Source organism: Sphingobacterium populi (genome assembly GCF_001586775.1).
Taxonomy (GTDB): domain Bacteria; phylum Bacteroidota; class Bacteroidia; order Sphingobacteriales; family Sphingobacteriaceae; genus Sphingobacterium; species Sphingobacterium populi.
Window position 1 is genome coordinate 130,338 of the sequence record NZ_LQXS01000001.1, and the last position, 18,495, is coordinate 148,832.

Sequence of the window (18,495 nt, forward strand, 5' to 3'; positions counted from 1 at the left end):
AAGTGCGCCGCTAAAAATGTTTTAAGCGGTAGCGATCCCTTTTGTTTTGCCGCTTAATAATTTATAATAAAATGCGATTAGCGCGCCAATAGTTGCCATTCCGATACCTACTAATAGCGGTGAGTTGTAGGCCATACCAAAAAGCAATGGAATTCCGCCTAGGTAAGCACCTAAGGTGTTTCCCATGTTAAAGGCAGCTTGTCCGCCAGCTGCTGCCAGAGTTTCAGCACCGCGTGCAGAGTTTATCAGTGTAACTTGCAATGGAGAGCCAATAGTAAAGGAGATCATTCCGGTAAGAAAAGCCAAAAAGTAGGCCAAATGACTGATATGGATTGTACAATACACAAGAAGTAAACAGGCTGCCATTGCCGTAAAGCAGACAATAGACGCGCGTACTGATCCGATACTGTCAGAAAGGCGTCCTCCTAAAAAATTTCCGACCACCATACCCAATCCGACTAATGCCATAATATAACTTACATGTTCTTCGGGAAGATCTGCCACTTTGGTCATCAATGGCGAAATGTACGACATCCATGCGAACAGACCGCCGGTTCCGATAGATATCATCGCGATCAAGATCCAAGCTTCTTTGTCGCAAAATACTTGATTTGCTTGTACATGTTTTCGGCCTGATAATTAGCAACCTTTGGAAGCCACAGAAAAACAGTCGTCATTGTCGCTAGTCCGCACAAACTGATAATACCATAAGTCCAACGCCAAGAATAATTATGACCGATATATGTGCCCAATGGTACACCAAAGAGATTGGCTAAAGTCATACCTGTAAACATGATTGAGATGGCTTGTGCTTCCTTGCCTTCGGTCGCTAGCTGAGTTGCAACGACTGATCCTACGCCGAAAAATGCACCATGCGGCAATCCGGCCAAAAATCGTGTTATCATTAACGAATTGTAGTCTGGCATTAGGGCAAACATGCTGTTGAATACGACAAAAAGTAGCATCAAAAATAGTAGTACGTTTTTTGGTTGATATTTACTGGTAAATAATACCAAAGTTGGTGCACCAACCACGACGCCTAAAGCATAGATTGCGATGAGATGCGCGGCAGTAGGGATACTAATATGTTGATCCACGGCAATATCTTGCAAGATGCCCATGATTGTAAATTCAGTCATTCCGATCGCAAATGAACCGAAAGCTAACGATATCAAACTCTTTTTAAACATGTGGTGGAACCCTCTGTAGTATGATTTTAGAAAAAGAAACAAGAGCAACTATCTTCCAAATTGCGGAAGCAAATGTAAAGGTATTTGTCTGCTATTGCAATATGGATTTTGTTTGGTTTATAATTGTGCCAAGACGGATTGAATTTTATCCACGCACATCGTCATTTCGTTTGTATCCATTCGTCCAAATCCTATCCGCATGCCCGACATATTTTTGTGCTGATAGAGCATATTTCTTGGAATATGAAGGCCATTTTTTTCACAACGAGAGGCTAGCTGCGATAGGTTGATGCCTGGCTTCCAGAGCGTCCATATAGCGAGGCCACCACGTGGCGGTTCGAATTGCAGGTGCTCAGAAAGCTTGCTCTTAAGTAAGTTAGCCAAATGCGTACGCCTTTGTTCATAAATTTTTAAGGATTTCCGCGCATATCGATCAATCTCACCTTCGGCGATCATTTCTCCCAGAGCCAACTCCATCGCAATGTCACCTTGCCGGTCTATGATGCTCAAATATTTACGCATTTCTATTATAAGATCTTTCGGCGCCACCGTAAAGCCTGTTCGAAAGCCGGGCGCTAGTGTTTTACCAAATGAGCCCACATAAATCACCATACCATGGCTATCCGCGCTAGCCATAGGTAAGATTGGCTGCTGATCGTAGCGAAATTCATAATCATAATCATCTTCTACAATCGCAAACCCATATTCTTGAGCTAAGGCCAGTAACTCGACTCTGCGTTGCGCACTCAGCGCTACTGTGGTAGGATAATGATGATGAGAGGTCACATACACCATGCGTACTTTTTCTTGGCGACATAACTCGCGAATACTATCGGTGTTCAAGCCATGTTCATCCACCAAGACGGTTTTCATTCGAGCACCAGATTCCTGAAAAATCATATTGGTCGCGAAGTAGCTCAGCGATCCGACTACTACGACATCTTGAGGAGAAAGCATGACTTTGGAGATGATGTACAGACTCATTTCCGTGCTTCTAGTCACCAAAATATTCTGTTCGCTGATTCGTAACCCGCGGGATTGATGTAAGTAGTTACTTAACTGTTCTTTGAAATACTCACTTCCTTCGTTAGTGTAGCGATCCAGCTTTTTCCTGTTGCTTTTTCTTTTAAGATTAGCAGAGTAAAACGTGGATAACTGATTGATCTGCGTAAGCCGAATATCGGGAATACCGTCGTCTAGAGCAAATTCGCTATTAACGTGCGACCAAGGATTATCCAAAATATTCGATTTTTTAAAGCTGAATCCCGCTCGAGCAGAATAGCCCATCTCGGCCAATTCACCGGTTATCGTATCTGTGCCTGCAACAGTAGTGCTTCTATTACTTAGTACAAATACACCACGATTCGGAGAAATATGAATCCAACCTTGTGCTTCCAATTCGCGGAATGCAGCTACAATGGTTTGCCGATGTACGCACAATTGCCCACTCATACTTCGTGATCCCGGCAATTTGCTGCCTTCACGCAACATCCCTCGCTGAATCGCATTAGCGATCTGATCGACTATTTGTAAATATATATCCTTCGAAGCAGTCCGGTCGATCGATAACATGCCAAGGACGGAATTCGTAACCGGACTAGTCATTATTTAAAAAGTGGTACATTATTATGGTCCGGCAATATACTACTTTTGCGCCACATTAATTTTAATACACACTATCTACTATGAAGCTACTAAACCATTCTTCGTTTAAATGCATACAGATTATACTGATAATCGCCCTATCACATCCCTCCGTAGTATTCGGACAGGTAAGTGAGCGAGATACCGCTCAGATTTCTGAAGTAATCATCGAAGAAAATAGGTTACAAGTGCCCTTTAATAAAAATAGCCGCCATATTGAGATCATTACCTACGAGGAAATTCGAAGAATGCCTGTACGTACAATCAACGAAGTCCTCACACATATCAATGGGGTGGATCTCCGACAGCGAGGTCCTTTTGGCGCTCAGGCCGATATTGGAATTGATGGCGGCAGTTTTGAGCAAACACTAATTCTAGTGAACGGTATAAAAATGAGCGATCCGCAAACTGGCCATCATAGTCTCAATCTTCCTATACCTTTGGAGGCAATTGAAAGAATTGAGGTAGTACGTGGCCCAACCTCGCGTATTTATGGGATTAATGGACTTACTGGGTCTGTAAACATCGTTACACGCAAAGCTTCATCAAGCGAGATTTTTGCTCAATCTTATGTAGGTTCGTCTTTCAAGCCGGTAGAAGATGAAGCTGGGCGATCAGGGATTTATTATGGAATGGGGCATCAGTTAGGCGGCCAACTGGTGAAAGACAAACACCAACATCAACTCTATCTCACAACCGAAAAAAGTAATGGCCAGCGCTATAACACCGCTTCTGAAGCGTTTCGAGCATTTTATGAAAACAAAATTCGCTGGAGTTCGCAAGACGAAATGCAGGTTATGGCAGGTTATATTGATAATAAATTTGGTGCGAATGGTTTTTATGCAGCGCCAGGCGATGTAGAGTCGGAGGAGGTCGTGCGTACCGCTATTGCATCGATTGGCTCGCGGCACGATCTCAATGACCGTTTGCGTATCAGTCCACGATTAAGTTATCGGAATAATACCGATGATTATCGCTATTTCCGAAACGATTTGTCTCGTGCGCGTAGTGAGCACGAAACAGATGTGTGGGCAGCCGAGTTAAATGCGCGGTACCACACTAACGTTGGTGATGTGGGGCTAGGAGCAGAATCTCGATGGGAGCGTATCGAAAGTACAAATATTGGTAATCATCGACGACAGAATCACGGTTATTACGCCGAGTTTAGAACCGAGTATATTCAAGATGTATTGCTCAACATCGGAACATATGTAAACTACAATTCGCAATATGGTTGGCAGGCATTTCCTGGGGTCGATATAGCTTATAATTTTCTTCCGAAATGGCGTGCAGCGGCCAATGTTGGTTCCAGTCAACGTATCCCATCTTTTACCGATCTATATCTCGACCAGCGTCCTGGAAATATTGGTAATGCAAATTTGCGATCGGAGAATGCGTGGCAAGCCGAGGGAAGTGTCCGTTTTCAAGACGGTAATCTTATTGCGCAAGCGGGATATTTTTATCGGAACGTTGCTCAATTTATTGACTGGCAGCGCAATAGTATTGATGAACCTTACCAAGCTACAAATGTGGATAACAATCGTATGCGCGGACTGCATTTATCTGCTGAATATATTTCACGCTTAGGCGCGCACGCCGAGTTGAAAATACGTGTTGGATATAACTATCTGCATCCGCGAGTAGAAGCGACTACCGATGGTGTACTATCTAGATATCGCATCGAAAATCTAAAACACCAACTTAATAATACGATATCTTTAGGTATGGGGGAATGGACTTTCTCCACTACAAACCGATTTATAGAACGCGCATCGACATCATCCTATGTGATTTCGGATCTTCGCGCAGCGTATCATATTGGTTCCTTTACGTTATTTGCAGATTTACAAAACTTATGGGATGTCACGTATGTAGAAGCTGGAGCTGTACCGATGCCGGGTCGATGGCAAACAATCGGTTTGAGATATACCAGAAGGTAAGTTAATGCCATTCTTGCCTTCCTAGCGATTTTGAAGATGGAGAGAAAGGCAATGTATCCTGCGGGGCAGCAGGTATTCGAGTTGACAAATTTTGGAGAACCGGCTGCCCAGCATCAACCCAAGCTGAATACCAGTACGAGCCAACCAGATGAATGGAAGATCGGAGCCGTCGCTCCACCATCCCATTTAACGCCGTGTGATACGATCTAGCGTAATGATCGGAATAATGTAATCCAAGCACATTATTTCGCATGAGATAGGAGCGCTGCAGGTTTGCAGGTACTGTTTGAGCAAGTTCCTTTTCTACCGAAAGTACAGAATCCACCAACTCGTGGCTATATTTTACAATGTCCCACGCCGTTTCTAACGGATCGGCAATGTAGTTGGCTTTCCCAACTAGCAGATCGTATTCGTCCGAAAACATTTCCGGAAGCCGGGTTTCCCAAAAGGCATGGATTCCAATCTGATCTGTAAATTGGCCGTTATAATTTGCGGTTGTATGCAGTGGCACGTGCGCATCAGCAATATAATGTCCTAAATCTGCCGCATGTCGGATTATTCCCGAAAAGTCTTTTTCTGAAAATGCAGCAACCAACTTGCGATAAGACCGATCAATTTGCCAAGGCACAATGCCACGTGCATTCATCACTCGCTCCTGATATTTCTCTTTGGCCTTCGACCAATGTATCGGTATCGAATCCGGTATTTCACTGTACTGATCCAGATCAATATAATGCCGAACAGATTCTGCAGAGTCAATATAGCGTCGTTTATCAGGATCTATTGCTCGTTCAGTAATAGTTTTAATGTGTAATTTGAAAAATCCAGCTAACTCTGTAGGAAGTGTGAATACAGCTGTTTCATTAATCAAACGATGTGCAAAAAATCCCCAGGACGAGCATAAAATACAGATCATCAACCCTAAAAATAAGATCAATCTTTTGTGCATATGGAGCGATATTGATGAGATAAATATCGCTTTAATATTTCTATTAAAGAAAATTAATTTCTTATAATTACTCCTTCCATCGTATGGTATGGTAAGCGGCATCCCAGAATTGATATTCTAATTGGGTCGCTTTTTCGAATGCCTGCCACATCCGAACTCGGATTTCCTCGGTCGTATTATCGGCCATTTTATCAGTATATCCGATGGCTTTTTCGACGCCTTCGGCAAAATCGTCGCCACTGTAAGTGTCTATCCAAGCTTGGTAACGATTATTTGATTTAGCACCTGCTAAAATATAATCACCAACTTCCTTATAAATCCAAAAGCAAGGCAGTACTGCGGCAATAGCCACTTCTAAGGGATCGAATGCCGCGGTGCTTTTCAAGTAATGAACATAGTGATGGCAAATGGGCTGCATCGCACTATCTTCATGCGCATCTATTACCTTAAACTGCTTAAAATAGGTTTCATGCAATGCTTTTTCAACAATGAGTGCATTTTTGCCAAAGTCGAAAAATTGAATTGCCTGATCATTAGCATTACTTTTACTTCCAATATACGCAAGAACTCGCCCAAAATGCTCTAAATAACGGGCATCTTGCTGCATGTAAAACTGAAATTTTTCTAAAGGCAATGTACCATCCTTTAATTCCTGAATAAAAGGCATACCAATGATGTGCTCGTACAAAGAGGAAATATTACTCCATGCTTGTTTGCTCCAACGCATAAATGTGTAGTTTTTGAGGGTTGTGAAAATGATTTAATGGGCCAGATCCTTTTCCGATTTGTAAATCTTTACTACCAAGGAGCGCTTGATATACATAATTTAGTGCCTTAGAAACCGCACTTTCTAGCGGATCTCCCATAGCTAAAAAAGTGGCGATCGCACTAGAAAGTGTGCATCCGGATCCATGTGTATTGTGGGTATCTATTCGTGCAGAATCGTAGTACTTTACGCTGCTATCTTTTTGTATTAGCAAACTGGTAAGCTGTGGTCCTTTCAAATGTCCGCCCTTCGCTAACACAGCTCGTACGCCAGTATGCATCAGCTGATTGGCAGCACGCTCCATATCCGATACCGATTGAACATCTTTGTTAACTAAGACACTCATTTCATCCATATTTGGTGTTATGATGGTGCTTATCGGAAATAGTAATTCTACGCAAGCAGCAATCGTGTCTTGTTGAATAAGCTGATGGCCACTGGTAGAAACCATAACTGGGTCGAAAACTATACGCCCTGCATAGTGACGTAATTCAGCGTAAATGCTACGAACAAGATCGACCGAGTGCACCATGCCGATCTTAATGCTATCGGGATATATATCGTCAAAAATTGCTTTGAGCTGATCGGTCACCGCCTGCGTCGGAATGTTGTAAATTTGACGAACACCTTGTGTATTTTGTACTGGCAATGCTGTCAGCACGTTCATCGCATAGCCACCTAGCGCAGAAATTGTTTTTGTATCTGCCTGTATACCAGCGCCGCCACTGCCATCGAAGCCAGCAATACTTAGAATAGTGGGGACTCTCTTTTTTTTCATTTTAGTATATCCGAAGTCAAGAAAAAAATAATGAAACGAAATACCTAAGGAAAAAATGGAAACAGATCTTAGCAGATCTGCTGCGCTTTTCCCTACGTCGGTATGATCCGAATCAGGTTCAAAGGGACTGTCTCAATTCCGTAGAATACCCCTAAAGCCATTCAAATATATCAAAATAATCGATAATATCGATCACATGGTTTATCAAGGATTAGTTGAATTTTTTGGTACTAAAACTATTTACTTTCTTTATGGTTATAATAATTTACTTAAGGTATATATTTTAAAATTTAGTTAACAATTAGATAATATTATAGCTTGATATTTGACTATTAAAAAAAATAGCAAATATGAGGATTAAATTAATTTTCACTATACTTTGTATGAGTGTTCTTTTCGTCGGCAATGCACAGATAACGAGTTCGACTATATCAGGGCGTGCGACGGATCAAAATCGGAAACCCTTATCGGACGTCACGATTACGATCACAAACAAAGGTACAGGAGCTAACTACAGCACCAGCACCAATGCAGATGGCAGATATACAATCGCAAATCTTAACCCTGGAGGGCCGTATACATTGCAAGCTTCTTACATAGGTTTTGCAGCCGACATCATCGATGATGCTCAATTAATTTTAGGGTTTTCAAGTTACCATTTCATACTCCAGCAAGAATCTGCTGTGATCGAAGATATCGTCGTACACGGGCGTAGCAGTCAAAATATAAAAGGAGGTACTCGAATCGGTGAAAAACAGATTAAAACCATGCCATCTATTAGTAGAAGTTTGCAAGATTTTACGCGTACTACACCGCAGAGTTCAAATAACTCTTTTATGGGAACCAATTTTCGCTATAACAATGTAACGTTAGACGGTGCAATTAATAACGATGCAATTGGCTTTAGCCCTTCGTTGGGCGGTCAAGGAAATACGTCAGGTCAGCCCGGAAGTAGTACACGTACCAATCCTGTTTCTTTAGATGCCATTCAAGATATTCAAGTGTATTTAGCGCCTTTTGACGTGAAGATTGGTAATTTCTTAGGTGGAAGTATTAATGCTGTCACACGTAGTGGATCTAATGAAGTGAATGGCTCGGTTTATGGGTTCGGGAGAAACGCTACGATTACGGGACGTAATCGGGCTGGAGATAATTCAAGAATGCCGTCTTCGTTTTACGAGTATCAAACTGGATTTCGATTAGGATTTCCGATTATCCGCAATAAGTTATTTTTCTTTACCAATCAAGAGATTACGCGAAGACAAGATCCGGTGATTTTGGGTGCGGGTTCGGAAGATATGCCCATCATCAATTTGGATCAGGCACGACAAATAAGCGACTATTTGGCTAGTCGGTACAATCTAGATGCTGGAGAATATGGCGATTACAATACGTTTTCACGATCTAATAAGTTCTTCAATCGTTTGGATTGGATTATCAACGAAAAACATAATTTGTCCGTACGAAATAATACCATTCTATCGCAGGCCACAAATATGGAACGCGACCAACAGAACTTTCGATTCAGCAGCATCGATTTTAGACAGGTGAATAATCAGAACTCCACTGTAGCAGAACTGAAAAGTCATTTTAATAGTACGATGTCCAACAGTTTATTAGTCGGCTATTCAAACATAACGGATTATCGCAGACCGTCTGCCGACCCAGCCATGCCTCAGATTGAGATTTCTTCGGGTGGTGGTACCATATTTTTGGGGACAGATCGTGAAGCGAGTATTTTTGATTTGAGACAACGCACCTTCGAACTGACGAACAACTTTACGTGGATTAAGGATAATCATCATTTTACCTTCGGTACTCATAATGAATTTTACAATATCAATTATGGATTTGTAAACTCATGGAATGGCCGTGTTAATTATGGGAGTATTGAAGATTTTCTCAACAACAGACCTAACCGCGTTAGAACTAATTTTAATTATGCTGACAATACCCGAGATCATATCATTGCTAATCCTCCAGCCCAATTTAGAGTCAACCTTTATAGTTTGTACGCGCAAGACGAAATGCAAATTGGTCAGCGATTAAGATTATCACCGGGTATCCGATTCGATTTAGCTCAAATGCCGGATAAGCCATCACTCAGTTTTAAAACCCTAGAATCTCCGGTAGATCCACAATATGGAACGACATTTACCTATACACAACCTCGTGATATCCGCAATCAATTTCTTGGGCAAATCCAAGTTTCGCCAAGGTTAGGATTTAATTATGACGTGTTGGGTACGCAGCAATTGATTATGCGTGGTGGGACGGGCATTTTCACTGGTCGAATACCGTTTGCATGGTTGGGCTATGCTTATTACAACAATGGAGATAGCTATGGTGCTTTCGATCGGCGATATACTTACACCGGTGAAAATCCTAACGTACCAGCTGCTGGATCTGATCCCATATTTGATTCGATGACAGGAGAAGGAGCGGCTGGTTTTGTACGAGGACAAGGTGTTGACCCTAACAATGCACTGGGTGCTACACAAGTTGACTTAATTGACAACAACTTTAAAATGCCACAAGCTTGGCGTAGCAATTTAGCATTTGATTACTTAACGGCAGATCGTTGGAAGTTTACCCTTGAGGGAATTTATACTGCAGTTATTAATGATTTGCAATTTACGTACATCAACCTTAGGGATAATCCGATCTATATGCCATACGATACCGATCGTCAGCAACCGATTTATCGGCCGAGCGAAGGTACGCAAGCGATCAATCCGCTTTATACGAATGCGTATTTATTGTCTAACACGAGCCAAGGGTATCGATATAGCATTACAGGTCAGGTTACTAAAAGTTTCTTAATGGGTTTTGATGTAATGGCTGCCTACACCTATGGATTGTCCAAAGATATTACGAATGGTATTCGTAATTCTATGGAGTCTAATTGGCAGATGAATCAGGCACTCAACCCCAATGATCCCCAGCTTGCTTATTCTAATTTTGATATTCGGCATCGCATAGTAAGTACGATGAATTACCGCACAGACTGGAATCATACGGGTAAATATGTTTCTAATTTTTCAATCTTTTTCAATGCACAATCTGGATTGCCTTATACCTTGGGATTTGTAAATCGTACGATCAACGGCACGGCGCAAAACATCGGATTGGCGTATATACCTCGTCTGGGAGAAACCTCCATGTTTTTTGCGCCAACGGACGAAGGAAGAGCACAAGCTGCTGCGTTTGACGCGTACATCGACAGCGATAGTTATTTGAGCGGTCGCCGCGGCAATTTTACGGAGCGCAATGGAGCTAGAACTCCTTGGAACTTCCAGGCAGACTTTCGATTTACACAAGATTTTAATATCGTACGTGAGGGTCGTAAGACACGAACCATATCATTCACGTACGATATTATCAACTTAACGAATTTGCTATACAGAAATTGGGGGATTCAATATTTTTCTCCCAATACATTTAATTCTACATCGAGTGTTGGGCTCACACCTGTTGCAGCGGGATCTGCGACTACTTATCCTCTGTATACCTTCAATCAAGACGATGTGACGAACTATTCACGGGATTTTTTTGCGTCTCGTTGGCAGATGCAGTTCGGTTTGAGGTACAGCTTTTAGTTTAACATTAACTTTACCAATTATAGCGTTCGACCGGGGAGTTTAGCAGTTAATGAAGAGAGCAGGAGGGGTGTTATGGAGCCAACACAATCTTCCTGCTTTCGTTATTTCCTTATTATCGTGCTCGTTATACTTATTGTACATCGTAATTGACTCGCAGTATTCTAATAGCATTCATAATTGCGATCAAAGAGATACCGATATCTACAAATATGGCTTCCCACATATTTGCCAGTCCACATACGGCCAACATCAGAACTATCATTTTCACGAAGAGCGCTATAGTGATATTCTGCCAAATAATTTGTTTTGTCTGTTGGCCAATACGAATAGCCGCGATAATTTTGAGCGGATTATCACCCTGAATAATTACATCAGATCTTTCGGTCGCATTATCGCTTTCTAATCCGCCCATAGCTATATGCACATCGCTACTAGCTGCTACTTCTGCATCATTATCACCATTGCTAACGAAGGCTACCAACTCCTTCTTTGCTTTGAGCTGATTTACTTTTTTGATTTTTTCCTGTTGCAGCAGATTACCGCAAGCATATGGTATTTTTAATTGCTTGGCAATATGCTGGATCACACACTCACGATCACTGCTTAGCATAGTACATCTTACATTCAATTGTTCTAGCTGATGTATGCTGTGTGCTGCAGTCTCTTTCAAGCTATCTGCGATAGTGATGTATCCTACAAATCTACCGCCGTATGCAACTGCTATTAGCGTGAGCAGCTTGGAAGATACCTCAATTTGATGTGCTACCTCAAATTTTTTTAATAATTTAAAATTACCTACGAGTAATTCTTTAGAATCTACAATTGCCCGCAACCCGTATCCCGGTATCTCTTGAACATTTTCTAATGTAATTGTCGGATCTACTGTTCCCACGTATTCATGGATGGCTTTGGCTACAGGGTGTTTACTAATACTTTCAATAGCATTTACTAATTGTAGCATGTGCATTCTGTCGAATTCCGTATTAAAGTTTACTTTTCGCACTTTAAATATACCTTCTGTCAGGATACCTGTCTTATCTAGTGCGATGTGTTTTACATTCGCTACTAAATCTAAAAAGTGGCTTCCTCTAAAGTATATACCAATACGACTGGCGGCTACAATACTGCTGTAATAGCCCAAAGGGATAAAGATTATAAAAACGTAAGGACAGGAGATCACTAAAAAAACCAATGCACGATATAGCCACGTTTCAAACTCGTAGTTTCCAGCCATTAAGTAGGGCACTATTATGATCGTCATTGCTAGTGACACTGTAATTAATGTGTATACTTTTGCCCATTTGCGGATAAAGGTTTCGGTTGGAGTTTTTTGTAAATTGTTGTCTTGCGCTAACTTTACGATTTTGTCGCGCTTATTATTTTTGTAGGCTCTTGTTACTCGTACTAGTGCCATCTTATCGGTATTTATCATTCCTGCCAATACACGATCGCCTTTGGTTTTGATATCCGATTTACTTTTTCCTGTAAGCGCTGCGGTGTTGAAGGCAGCTTGATCGGATAGTAGCTGTCCGTCCAACTCCAGTTTTTCTCCTTGTTTCAATTGGATGATATCATCAATCTGAACCAAATTTACTTGTGTATTTTTCAGTTTGTCGTGTTCTACTATTGTCACCTGCGTTGGTTGCTGATCCGAGATCGCTTTTATATTACTTTTGGCTCTAGAGGTTGCTGATGAATGAAATATGGTGCCTATTGTGTACAAAACCATCACAGCCACTCCTTCCGCGTAGTTGCCTAGGTAGAATACTCCCATAGTTGCAATAGTTACTAAAAAAGATTCGGAGCATATTTTAGCTTTCGACACGGCTCGTATCGCATTTTTTAAAACAGGCACACCAACTATAAGATATGCCCCGGCGTACCAAATAATTCGGTTGATTTCGCCGAACCAAGCTGTTTTAATCCAATTGTTGTCAAAGGCAATGGCTAATAGCAGCAGAATTATCGCAAAGGTCGGTTCCAGAAATAAGGTCCAGGAGCTATCTCCAGTATGATGATGATTTCTAGTATCATTAGGATATGTATATTGATTTTTTTTTGACCAGTTTGCTGCTAACGATTCCGTGGATAATAGTGCATTTGTTTGGGTATTAGTAACTAACTCGTCATTATGGCCGCAGCAGATTGCTTCGCCTTTATCATTATATGTATGTCGATGTTTCATTATCCTTGCGATTAGCATATTACCTGCTGATTCTATCTTAATGTTGGATATGTAGACCTTTCATTTTATTTTTTAGCTGAAAGATCACATGATTTACGAAGTATCTAAACATCGGAGTGGCGTAATTACGATTAAGCTCATTTAGAAACCAATATAGAGATAAAGCTGCTTTATCGAGAGCCGCTGTACGGATGTGTATGCCTGATTTTTTCTTTTTGTAGATAAAAAACGATCTCAAGTAGATCAGTATGTGCTAAAGACTCTTTGTGCACCTTTCTGTATATTTGTCACAGATTATGGGGACGCAAAATAAAATAGGAAATTATATATTAGAAATCTGCAGTAGTTCACCAACTTCTGCCATAGCAGCACAACGAGGAGGAGCGAGCAGAGTAGAGCTTTGCCAAAGCTTGGAAAGTGGTGGTATTACACCATCGCCTACGCAAATCCGACTGACGCGAGCGCAATTATCGATCGGGATATTTGTATTAATCCGGCCACGATCGGGCAATTTTGTGTATTCAGATGTGGAAGTTCAGGAAATGATAGGAGATATTGAATTCTGTAAAGAGGTTGGTTGTGATGGTGTTGTGGTAGGAATTTTAGATCGCGACGGCAAGGTAGATATGCCACGTATGACGAAGCTTGTGCAAGTAGCTCGCCCCATGCAGGTCGTTTTTCACCGCGCGTTTGATTTGTGTGCTGAGCCGAGGAAAGCACTAGAATCAATTATTGAGTTGGGCTGCGATCGTATTTTGACTTCTGGTCAGCAAGAAACAGCTTTGGAGGGCAAAGCTCTACTTCGAGAATTGATCTCGCAAGCCGCAGGTAGAATTGAAATCATGCCTGGTGCAGGGGTAGATGAACATAATATTGTAGAAATCCTGAAATATACCAACGCTTACAGCATACACAGTTCTGCCAAAATAGTAGAAAAATCCAGTGTGCAACATCTAAATACTTCTATTCAAAGCATGAATGAGAATATGATTTTTACCTCACAAGAGCGTACGGCAAAGTTGGTTCAGCAGTTACAATTACTGACCAAGAGATAAACTTTGTTTTTCGTCGATGTTTGCTAGATTAATCATTACGTAAGTAATTGCGATCTTCGTCTGATAGATTAGATAGGGGACTTTCTGGAGTGGTTGTGGATGGGTCATACTGGTTGCTCGCTGTATATTCTTTTGGAACTTTTTTTCGTTTGCGGAATAAAAAACCGCCAGCAATCATGCCTAAAAGGAAGAATATACCTAGAATAAGCAGCTTAGAAGTATAGATCGTGCCAAACAACCAAAAAGGTGCTTCTTCGCGGTTATTGAATAGCACAATAATGACCGCTGCAAGTATTATGGCCGATATAACGCTTTTAAAATTCATAAGATTATGAGGTTGTTTGAGATAAATGTAAAAAAAAATGGGATATCTTACGATATCCCATTTTCATTATTTTCAGTATGAATGCTTATTCAGCTACTACTTCGAAAGGAACTTGTACCTTTACTTCTTTGTGTAAGTTAAGGTTAGCAACGTATTCACCTAAGTTTTTAGGCTCTTCCTCGAAAGTGATGCGGCGACGATCCACCTCATAACCTTGTGCTTTTAATGCTTCAGCAATTTGCAAGCTATTAACTTTACCGAAGATTTTGCCGCTTTCGCCAGCTTTAGCTCCGATAGTCAATTTCACAGCTTCTAATTTAGAAGCTAATGCAGTTGCATCTTTCTGAATTTTCTCTTGTTTGAACTGAGCTTGTTTGATGTTCTCAGCCAATACTTTCTTTGCTGATGTTGTTGCCAACGCAGCAAATCCTTGCGGGATTAGGTAGTTACGGCCATAACCTGGCTTTACTACTACGACATCGTCTTTCTCTCCAAGGTGTTTAACATCTTGTCTTAATATAACTTCCATTATCGTATCCCTCTCTATTTAAGTGAATCAGTTACGTAAGGCAATAGTCCGATAATACGCGCACGTTTAACGGCTTGAGCTACTTTACGTTGAAATTTCAATGATGTTCCAGTAAGACGGCGAGGTAAGATTTTACCTTGATCGTTTACAAACTTCAATAGGAAGTTGCCATCTTTGTAGTCGATATACTTGATACCGTTCTTTTTGAAACGACAGTATTTTTTACGGTTGTCCTCTACTTTAGGGGCAGTTACGTATTGGATATTTTCGTTTGCCATTAGTTTGCTACCTCCTCAGTTTTGGTTTCCGTTTTCTTGTTGAATGCTCCGCTACGTTTCTTCTCGTTGTAAGCAAGTGCATGCTTATCCAATGAGATAGTAAGGAAACGCATCACGCGCTCATCACGTTTGTACTCAAGTTCTAGTTTTTGAATTAATTCACTCGGAGCCTTGAATTCAGTTAAGTGATAAAATCCAGTTGTTTTTTTCTGGATTGGATACGCTAATTTTCTCAAACCCCAATTGTCTTCAGCGACAATTTCGGCTCCGCCCTCAGTAAGAATGTTTTTGAATTTAGCGATGACTTCTTTCGCTACATCTTCTGAAAGCAACGGGGTAAGAATAATGACAGATTCGTACTGTTGCATTTGTTTAATATATTATGTTAATTAAATCCTTTCCGTATACACGGAAGTGCAAAGGTAGAAAATATATTTGATAGTATATACCATATTTTAACTAAAAATATGCCCGCTTACTCGCGATAGCGTTAGGCAACGCGTATAAGTTTAAGATGCCAAATATACAGTATATTTGTCTCCTTACTATACGCGAATATATGACTCTTACTTTCCAAAAAGCGCTTTTAGCACGATGTACTATTATCATCGAAGATAAAATCCGACAGATCCAAACTTCACTTAATCTGTCGCAAGATGCGTTGGTAAGCGATACAAAAAGTAGCGCTGGAGATAAGTACGAGACATCTCGTGAGATGATACAACAAGATCTTGATCGCCTACAGCGGCAGCTTAGTGAGGCGCAGAAAGATTACCAAATCTTACAATCCATCTCCTCGCTACCGCCGCAGCATGAAAAAAGAGTGCGCTTGGGCAGTTTGGTGAAGACTGATCTCGGTTTTTATTTACTTTCTGTTGGAATAGGGAAAGTGGTTTGTGAGGATCAAACCGTTTTTGTCGTATCGCTACAGTCGCCTATAGGCAAGTTGTTACTTGGTAAGGCGATAGACGAAGAATTTAGCTTTCAGCAACGATCACAAATTGTACTCGATATTTTATAGACAATTCGCTATTCCGAACGATCCGATAAGGCGATGAGTATAGCACCTGCCACCATTACTGTAGCGCCAACGATCAGTTGCCAAGTAAGTTTTTCTTTGAGAAAAATTACCGAAAGTACGATGGCAATCACCAGCGAAGTGCGTTCTACTGTCACGACGTATGATGCTGGTCCGATCGATAATGCTTTGTATGAAAATAAGGTGGATAAGGTGGTAAAAACACCTGCCGCGAGTAGAAATATCCAAGCTGGCTTGTCGATATCCTTTAACATATCCAAATTGCCTTGGTAAAATACGACCGACCAAGTGATGCTTACAATTAGAATAGATTGAATCGCAAAAGCCAAACTTGAATCTACATTTTTCAAGCCTGCCTTTGTTAACACGATGACTAAAGCTGCTGATACAGCGGCTAGCATTGCCCATAAAAACCACATAATGCGCTGTTTGTACAGGTGTAACAGATTTAAATCAATAATGTTAGGAGCAAATTTATTGTTGTTTTACTGCGCAATATTTCTGATCATCCCTTTGAATAGGTAATAATGAAAAGGAAGCATAGCTTACCAATAGAGTCGTCCGGCAATTCCATGAGGACGAAAAGTAGCGGTCTGTACTAATTCGCCTTTGTCATTAATCCGAAATTCTAACCATGCTTCGCCAGGAATTCGCATTTCCGCATATAGTAATAGTCGTTTTTCCTGTTTACTAGCATGTAGCACACGCCAAAAATCCAACACTTCACCGGCTGAAGTATCCGATGCATTTCGCCGTCCACGCCTTAGTCCAACTCCACCAAATAGCCGATCAAGAAAGCCTCTGAACCGCCATAGCCAATCAGCATAATACCAACCCGTTCGCCCTCCAATGGCAAATATTCTATGCGCTGTTTCGTTGGGATCTTGTACTTTTCTGACTTGTCGATCTGTCAATACGCCAAATGTGGGAACTTCCATATAAGTAGACCATTTTTGTAAAGCGCGTCTGCTACCTGCATCTTTCCATGTCGACGATACCAGATTCTGTTCTATTTTTCCGAATGCAAGCCTTATGGCTTCGCGGTAAGGAATGAGTGATATGCCCAATCGATTTGCCCAGTCGTTTTTTACTGGTATGACATCAATTCGCATGCTGTCTACTAGATGGCGCGCGAGGCCAAAAGAGGTAGACGTAATTAAATAAAGCCAATAAGAAGATAGCCGTGGGGTAAGTACCGGTACAATAAATATCTGGCGTTTAAGATTCCGAACATCGGCAAAATTTTGTAACATCTGCTGGTAAGTTAGAAGATCTGGCCCATAAATGTCTATGTGCTTGCCGTACAATTCTTCCTTCAGTAAAACACCAATTAGGAAATCAATCACATTACGGATCGCTATTGGTTGGCACCTGCTTTTGAGCCATTTTGGTGCAACCATTATAGGAAGTTTTTCTACCAAATCACGTATGATTTCAAAGGACGCGCTACCCGAGCCAATGATAATTCCAGCTCTCAATGCAGTTACGGGAATAGCGCCATTGCGCAGTACATCTTCTACCAATTTGCGACTGGCCAAATGAGTACTGAGTGTTTGGCTATTGACGATGCCGCCGAGGTAAATGATTTGACGTGTCTCAGTCTTTTGAATTGCTTCCACAAAATTTTCCGCAGATATGCGTTCGGTCTTACTAAAATCGGTACCGGCACTGCCCATAGAATGAACAAGGTAATAAGCGACATCAATATCTTTAGGAATTTGATCTAGCGTAGTAGCGTCTGTCAGATCTGCCTCTACAATCGATAGTTTTGTATTCGTGTTGGATGGGAATGAGATGCGGCTTGCATCTCTTACCAGGCAAATTACTTCATATCCAGCCTGCAGTAAAACAGGCAACATTCGCTTGCCAATATATCCGGTGGCGCCGGTAAGTAATATTTTCATATTGCAGACGAAGCGTGTGGTTTATACAGTAATTAGCATTTTTTTAGCAGATCATTATGGAATGAACCATGAAACCACAAGATTGTTTGATAAACAATATGAGTAAACAAGCGTTTCTTAATCAAAAGAAACTGCGATGAAAAAGAAGGATCAAAAAGACCCATGTTGGTCGGATTATAAGCAAGAAGGAACGAAAAAGAAGGACGGGAAAACCGTTCCGAACTGCGTCAAAAAAACCAGCAAAAAATCTTCCTAATAGGTCGGTTACAGATAAGGTTTTTCGAGATGTACGAATGCACGGCTAGCGCACA

At 41.2% G+C, this 18,495-nt stretch carries 17 protein-coding genes and 1 riboswitch; of the genes, 4 read left to right on the plus strand and 13 right to left on the minus strand.

Features of this window, described 5'->3' with window-relative positions; all coding sequences use genetic code 11:
- Positions 1-21 precede the first annotated feature (21 nt).
- From A0125_RS16285 to A0125_RS00560, 3 genes are all read right to left on the minus strand, one after another.
- A complete protein-coding gene (locus A0125_RS16285; protein WP_262507255.1) occupies positions 22-570 on the minus strand; it encodes an MFS transporter in 549 nt (182 codons plus the stop codon).
- A 5-nt stretch (positions 571-575) separates the two neighbouring features.
- Positions 576-1,190 carry an MFS transporter gene (locus A0125_RS16290; protein WP_262507256.1) on the minus strand — a complete coding sequence of 205 codons (615 nt, stop codon included), beginning with the start codon at positions 1,188-1,190 and terminating at the stop codon, positions 576-578.
- A 117-nt stretch (positions 1,191-1,307) separates the two neighbouring features.
- The gene (locus A0125_RS00560; RefSeq protein ID WP_231863062.1) at positions 1,308-2,762 is read right to left on the minus strand and encodes an aminotransferase-like domain-containing protein; all 1,455 of its coding nucleotides are present in this window, start codon (positions 2,760-2,762) and stop codon (positions 1,308-1,310) included.
- Positions 2,763-2,875: 113 nt separating this feature from the next.
- Here A0125_RS00560 and A0125_RS00565 point away from each other — a divergent pair, with 113 nt between their 5' ends.
- Entirely contained in the window at positions 2,876-4,774 is a 1,899-nt protein-coding gene (locus tag A0125_RS00565; protein WP_066750493.1) for a TonB-dependent receptor plug domain-containing protein, read from the plus strand.
- A 1-nt stretch (position 4,775) separates the two neighbouring features.
- Here the strand turns inward: A0125_RS00565 and A0125_RS00570 are convergent, their stop codons facing one another.
- The 3 genes from A0125_RS00570 to thiD all read right to left on the minus strand — a co-directional run bounded on the left by A0125_RS00570 (position 4,776) and on the right by thiD (position 7,267).
- On the minus strand, positions 4,776-5,723 hold the full coding sequence (locus A0125_RS00570) for a zinc dependent phospholipase C family protein (RefSeq protein ID WP_066750495.1): 948 nt from the start codon (positions 5,721-5,723) through the stop codon (positions 4,776-4,778).
- A 67-nt stretch (positions 5,724-5,790) separates the two neighbouring features.
- Positions 5,791-6,450 (minus strand): thiaminase II, encoded by a 660-nt coding sequence (gene tenA / locus A0125_RS00575; RefSeq protein ID WP_066750498.1) that lies wholly within the window; start codon positions 6,448-6,450, stop codon positions 5,791-5,793.
- Positions 6,422-7,267: a bifunctional hydroxymethylpyrimidine kinase/phosphomethylpyrimidine kinase gene (gene thiD / locus A0125_RS00580; RefSeq protein WP_066750501.1), complete on the minus strand. Its 846-nt coding sequence runs from the start codon at positions 7,265-7,267 to the stop codon at positions 6,422-6,424. The genes tenA and thiD overlap by 29 nt, the downstream gene beginning before the upstream one ends.
- 72 nt (positions 7,268-7,339) lie before the next feature.
- Positions 7,340-7,430: riboswitch (TPP riboswitch) on the minus strand.
- Between the two features lie 220 nt (positions 7,431-7,650).
- Here thiD and A0125_RS00585 point away from each other — a divergent pair.
- Positions 7,651-10,866, plus strand: a complete 3,216-nt coding sequence (locus A0125_RS00585) for a TonB-dependent receptor (protein ID WP_231863063.1) — start codon at positions 7,651-7,653, stop codon at positions 10,864-10,866.
- 133 nt (positions 10,867-10,999) lie between these two features.
- Here the strand turns inward: A0125_RS00585 and A0125_RS00590 are convergent, their stop codons facing one another.
- The gene (locus A0125_RS00590; RefSeq protein ID WP_066750508.1) at positions 11,000-13,054 is read right to left on the minus strand and encodes a heavy metal translocating P-type ATPase; all 2,055 of its coding nucleotides are present in this window, start codon (positions 13,052-13,054) and stop codon (positions 11,000-11,002) included.
- 296 nt (positions 13,055-13,350) lie between these two features.
- Here A0125_RS00590 and A0125_RS00595 point away from each other — a divergent pair, with 296 nt between their 5' ends.
- On the plus strand, positions 13,351-14,109 hold the full coding sequence (locus A0125_RS00595; protein WP_231863064.1) for a copper homeostasis protein CutC: 759 nt from the start codon (positions 13,351-13,353) through the stop codon (positions 14,107-14,109).
- 28 nt (positions 14,110-14,137) lie between these two features.
- Here A0125_RS00595 and A0125_RS00600 read toward each other — a convergent pair whose 3' ends face one another.
- From A0125_RS00600 to rpsF, 4 genes are all read right to left on the minus strand, one after another.
- Positions 14,138-14,434: a hypothetical protein gene (locus tag A0125_RS00600; protein WP_066750510.1), complete on the minus strand. Its 297-nt coding sequence runs from the start codon at positions 14,432-14,434 to the stop codon at positions 14,138-14,140.
- 85 nt (positions 14,435-14,519) lie between these two features.
- Positions 14,520-14,963 (minus strand): 50S ribosomal protein L9, encoded by a 444-nt coding sequence (gene rplI, locus A0125_RS00605; RefSeq protein ID WP_066750512.1) that lies wholly within the window; start codon positions 14,961-14,963, stop codon positions 14,520-14,522.
- A 14-nt stretch (positions 14,964-14,977) separates the two neighbouring features.
- Entirely contained in the window at positions 14,978-15,241 is a 264-nt protein-coding gene (gene rpsR, locus A0125_RS00610) for a 30S ribosomal protein S18 (RefSeq protein ID WP_066750513.1), read from the minus strand.
- On the minus strand, positions 15,241-15,609 hold the full coding sequence (gene rpsF, locus A0125_RS00615) for a 30S ribosomal protein S6 (RefSeq protein ID WP_066750515.1): 369 nt from the start codon (positions 15,607-15,609) through the stop codon (positions 15,241-15,243). Before rpsF ends, rpsR begins: the two co-directional genes overlap by 1 nt.
- A gap of 191 nt (positions 15,610-15,800) precedes the next feature.
- Here rpsF and A0125_RS00620 point away from each other — a divergent pair, with 191 nt between their 5' ends.
- Positions 15,801-16,262, plus strand: a complete 462-nt coding sequence (locus tag A0125_RS00620) for a hypothetical protein (protein WP_066750518.1) — start codon at positions 15,801-15,803, stop codon at positions 16,260-16,262.
- Between the two features lie 8 nt (positions 16,263-16,270).
- Here A0125_RS00620 and A0125_RS00625 read toward each other — a convergent pair whose 3' ends face one another.
- On the minus strand, positions 16,271-16,699 hold the full coding sequence (locus A0125_RS00625) for an EamA family transporter (protein WP_066750521.1): 429 nt from the start codon (positions 16,697-16,699) through the stop codon (positions 16,271-16,273).
- A 126-nt stretch (positions 16,700-16,825) separates the two neighbouring features.
- Positions 16,826-18,184 carry a DUF2867 domain-containing protein gene (locus A0125_RS00630; RefSeq protein WP_066750524.1) on the minus strand — a complete coding sequence of 453 codons (1,359 nt, stop codon included), beginning with the start codon at positions 18,182-18,184 and terminating at the stop codon, positions 16,826-16,828.
- Positions 18,185-18,495: the final 311 nt, after the last annotated feature.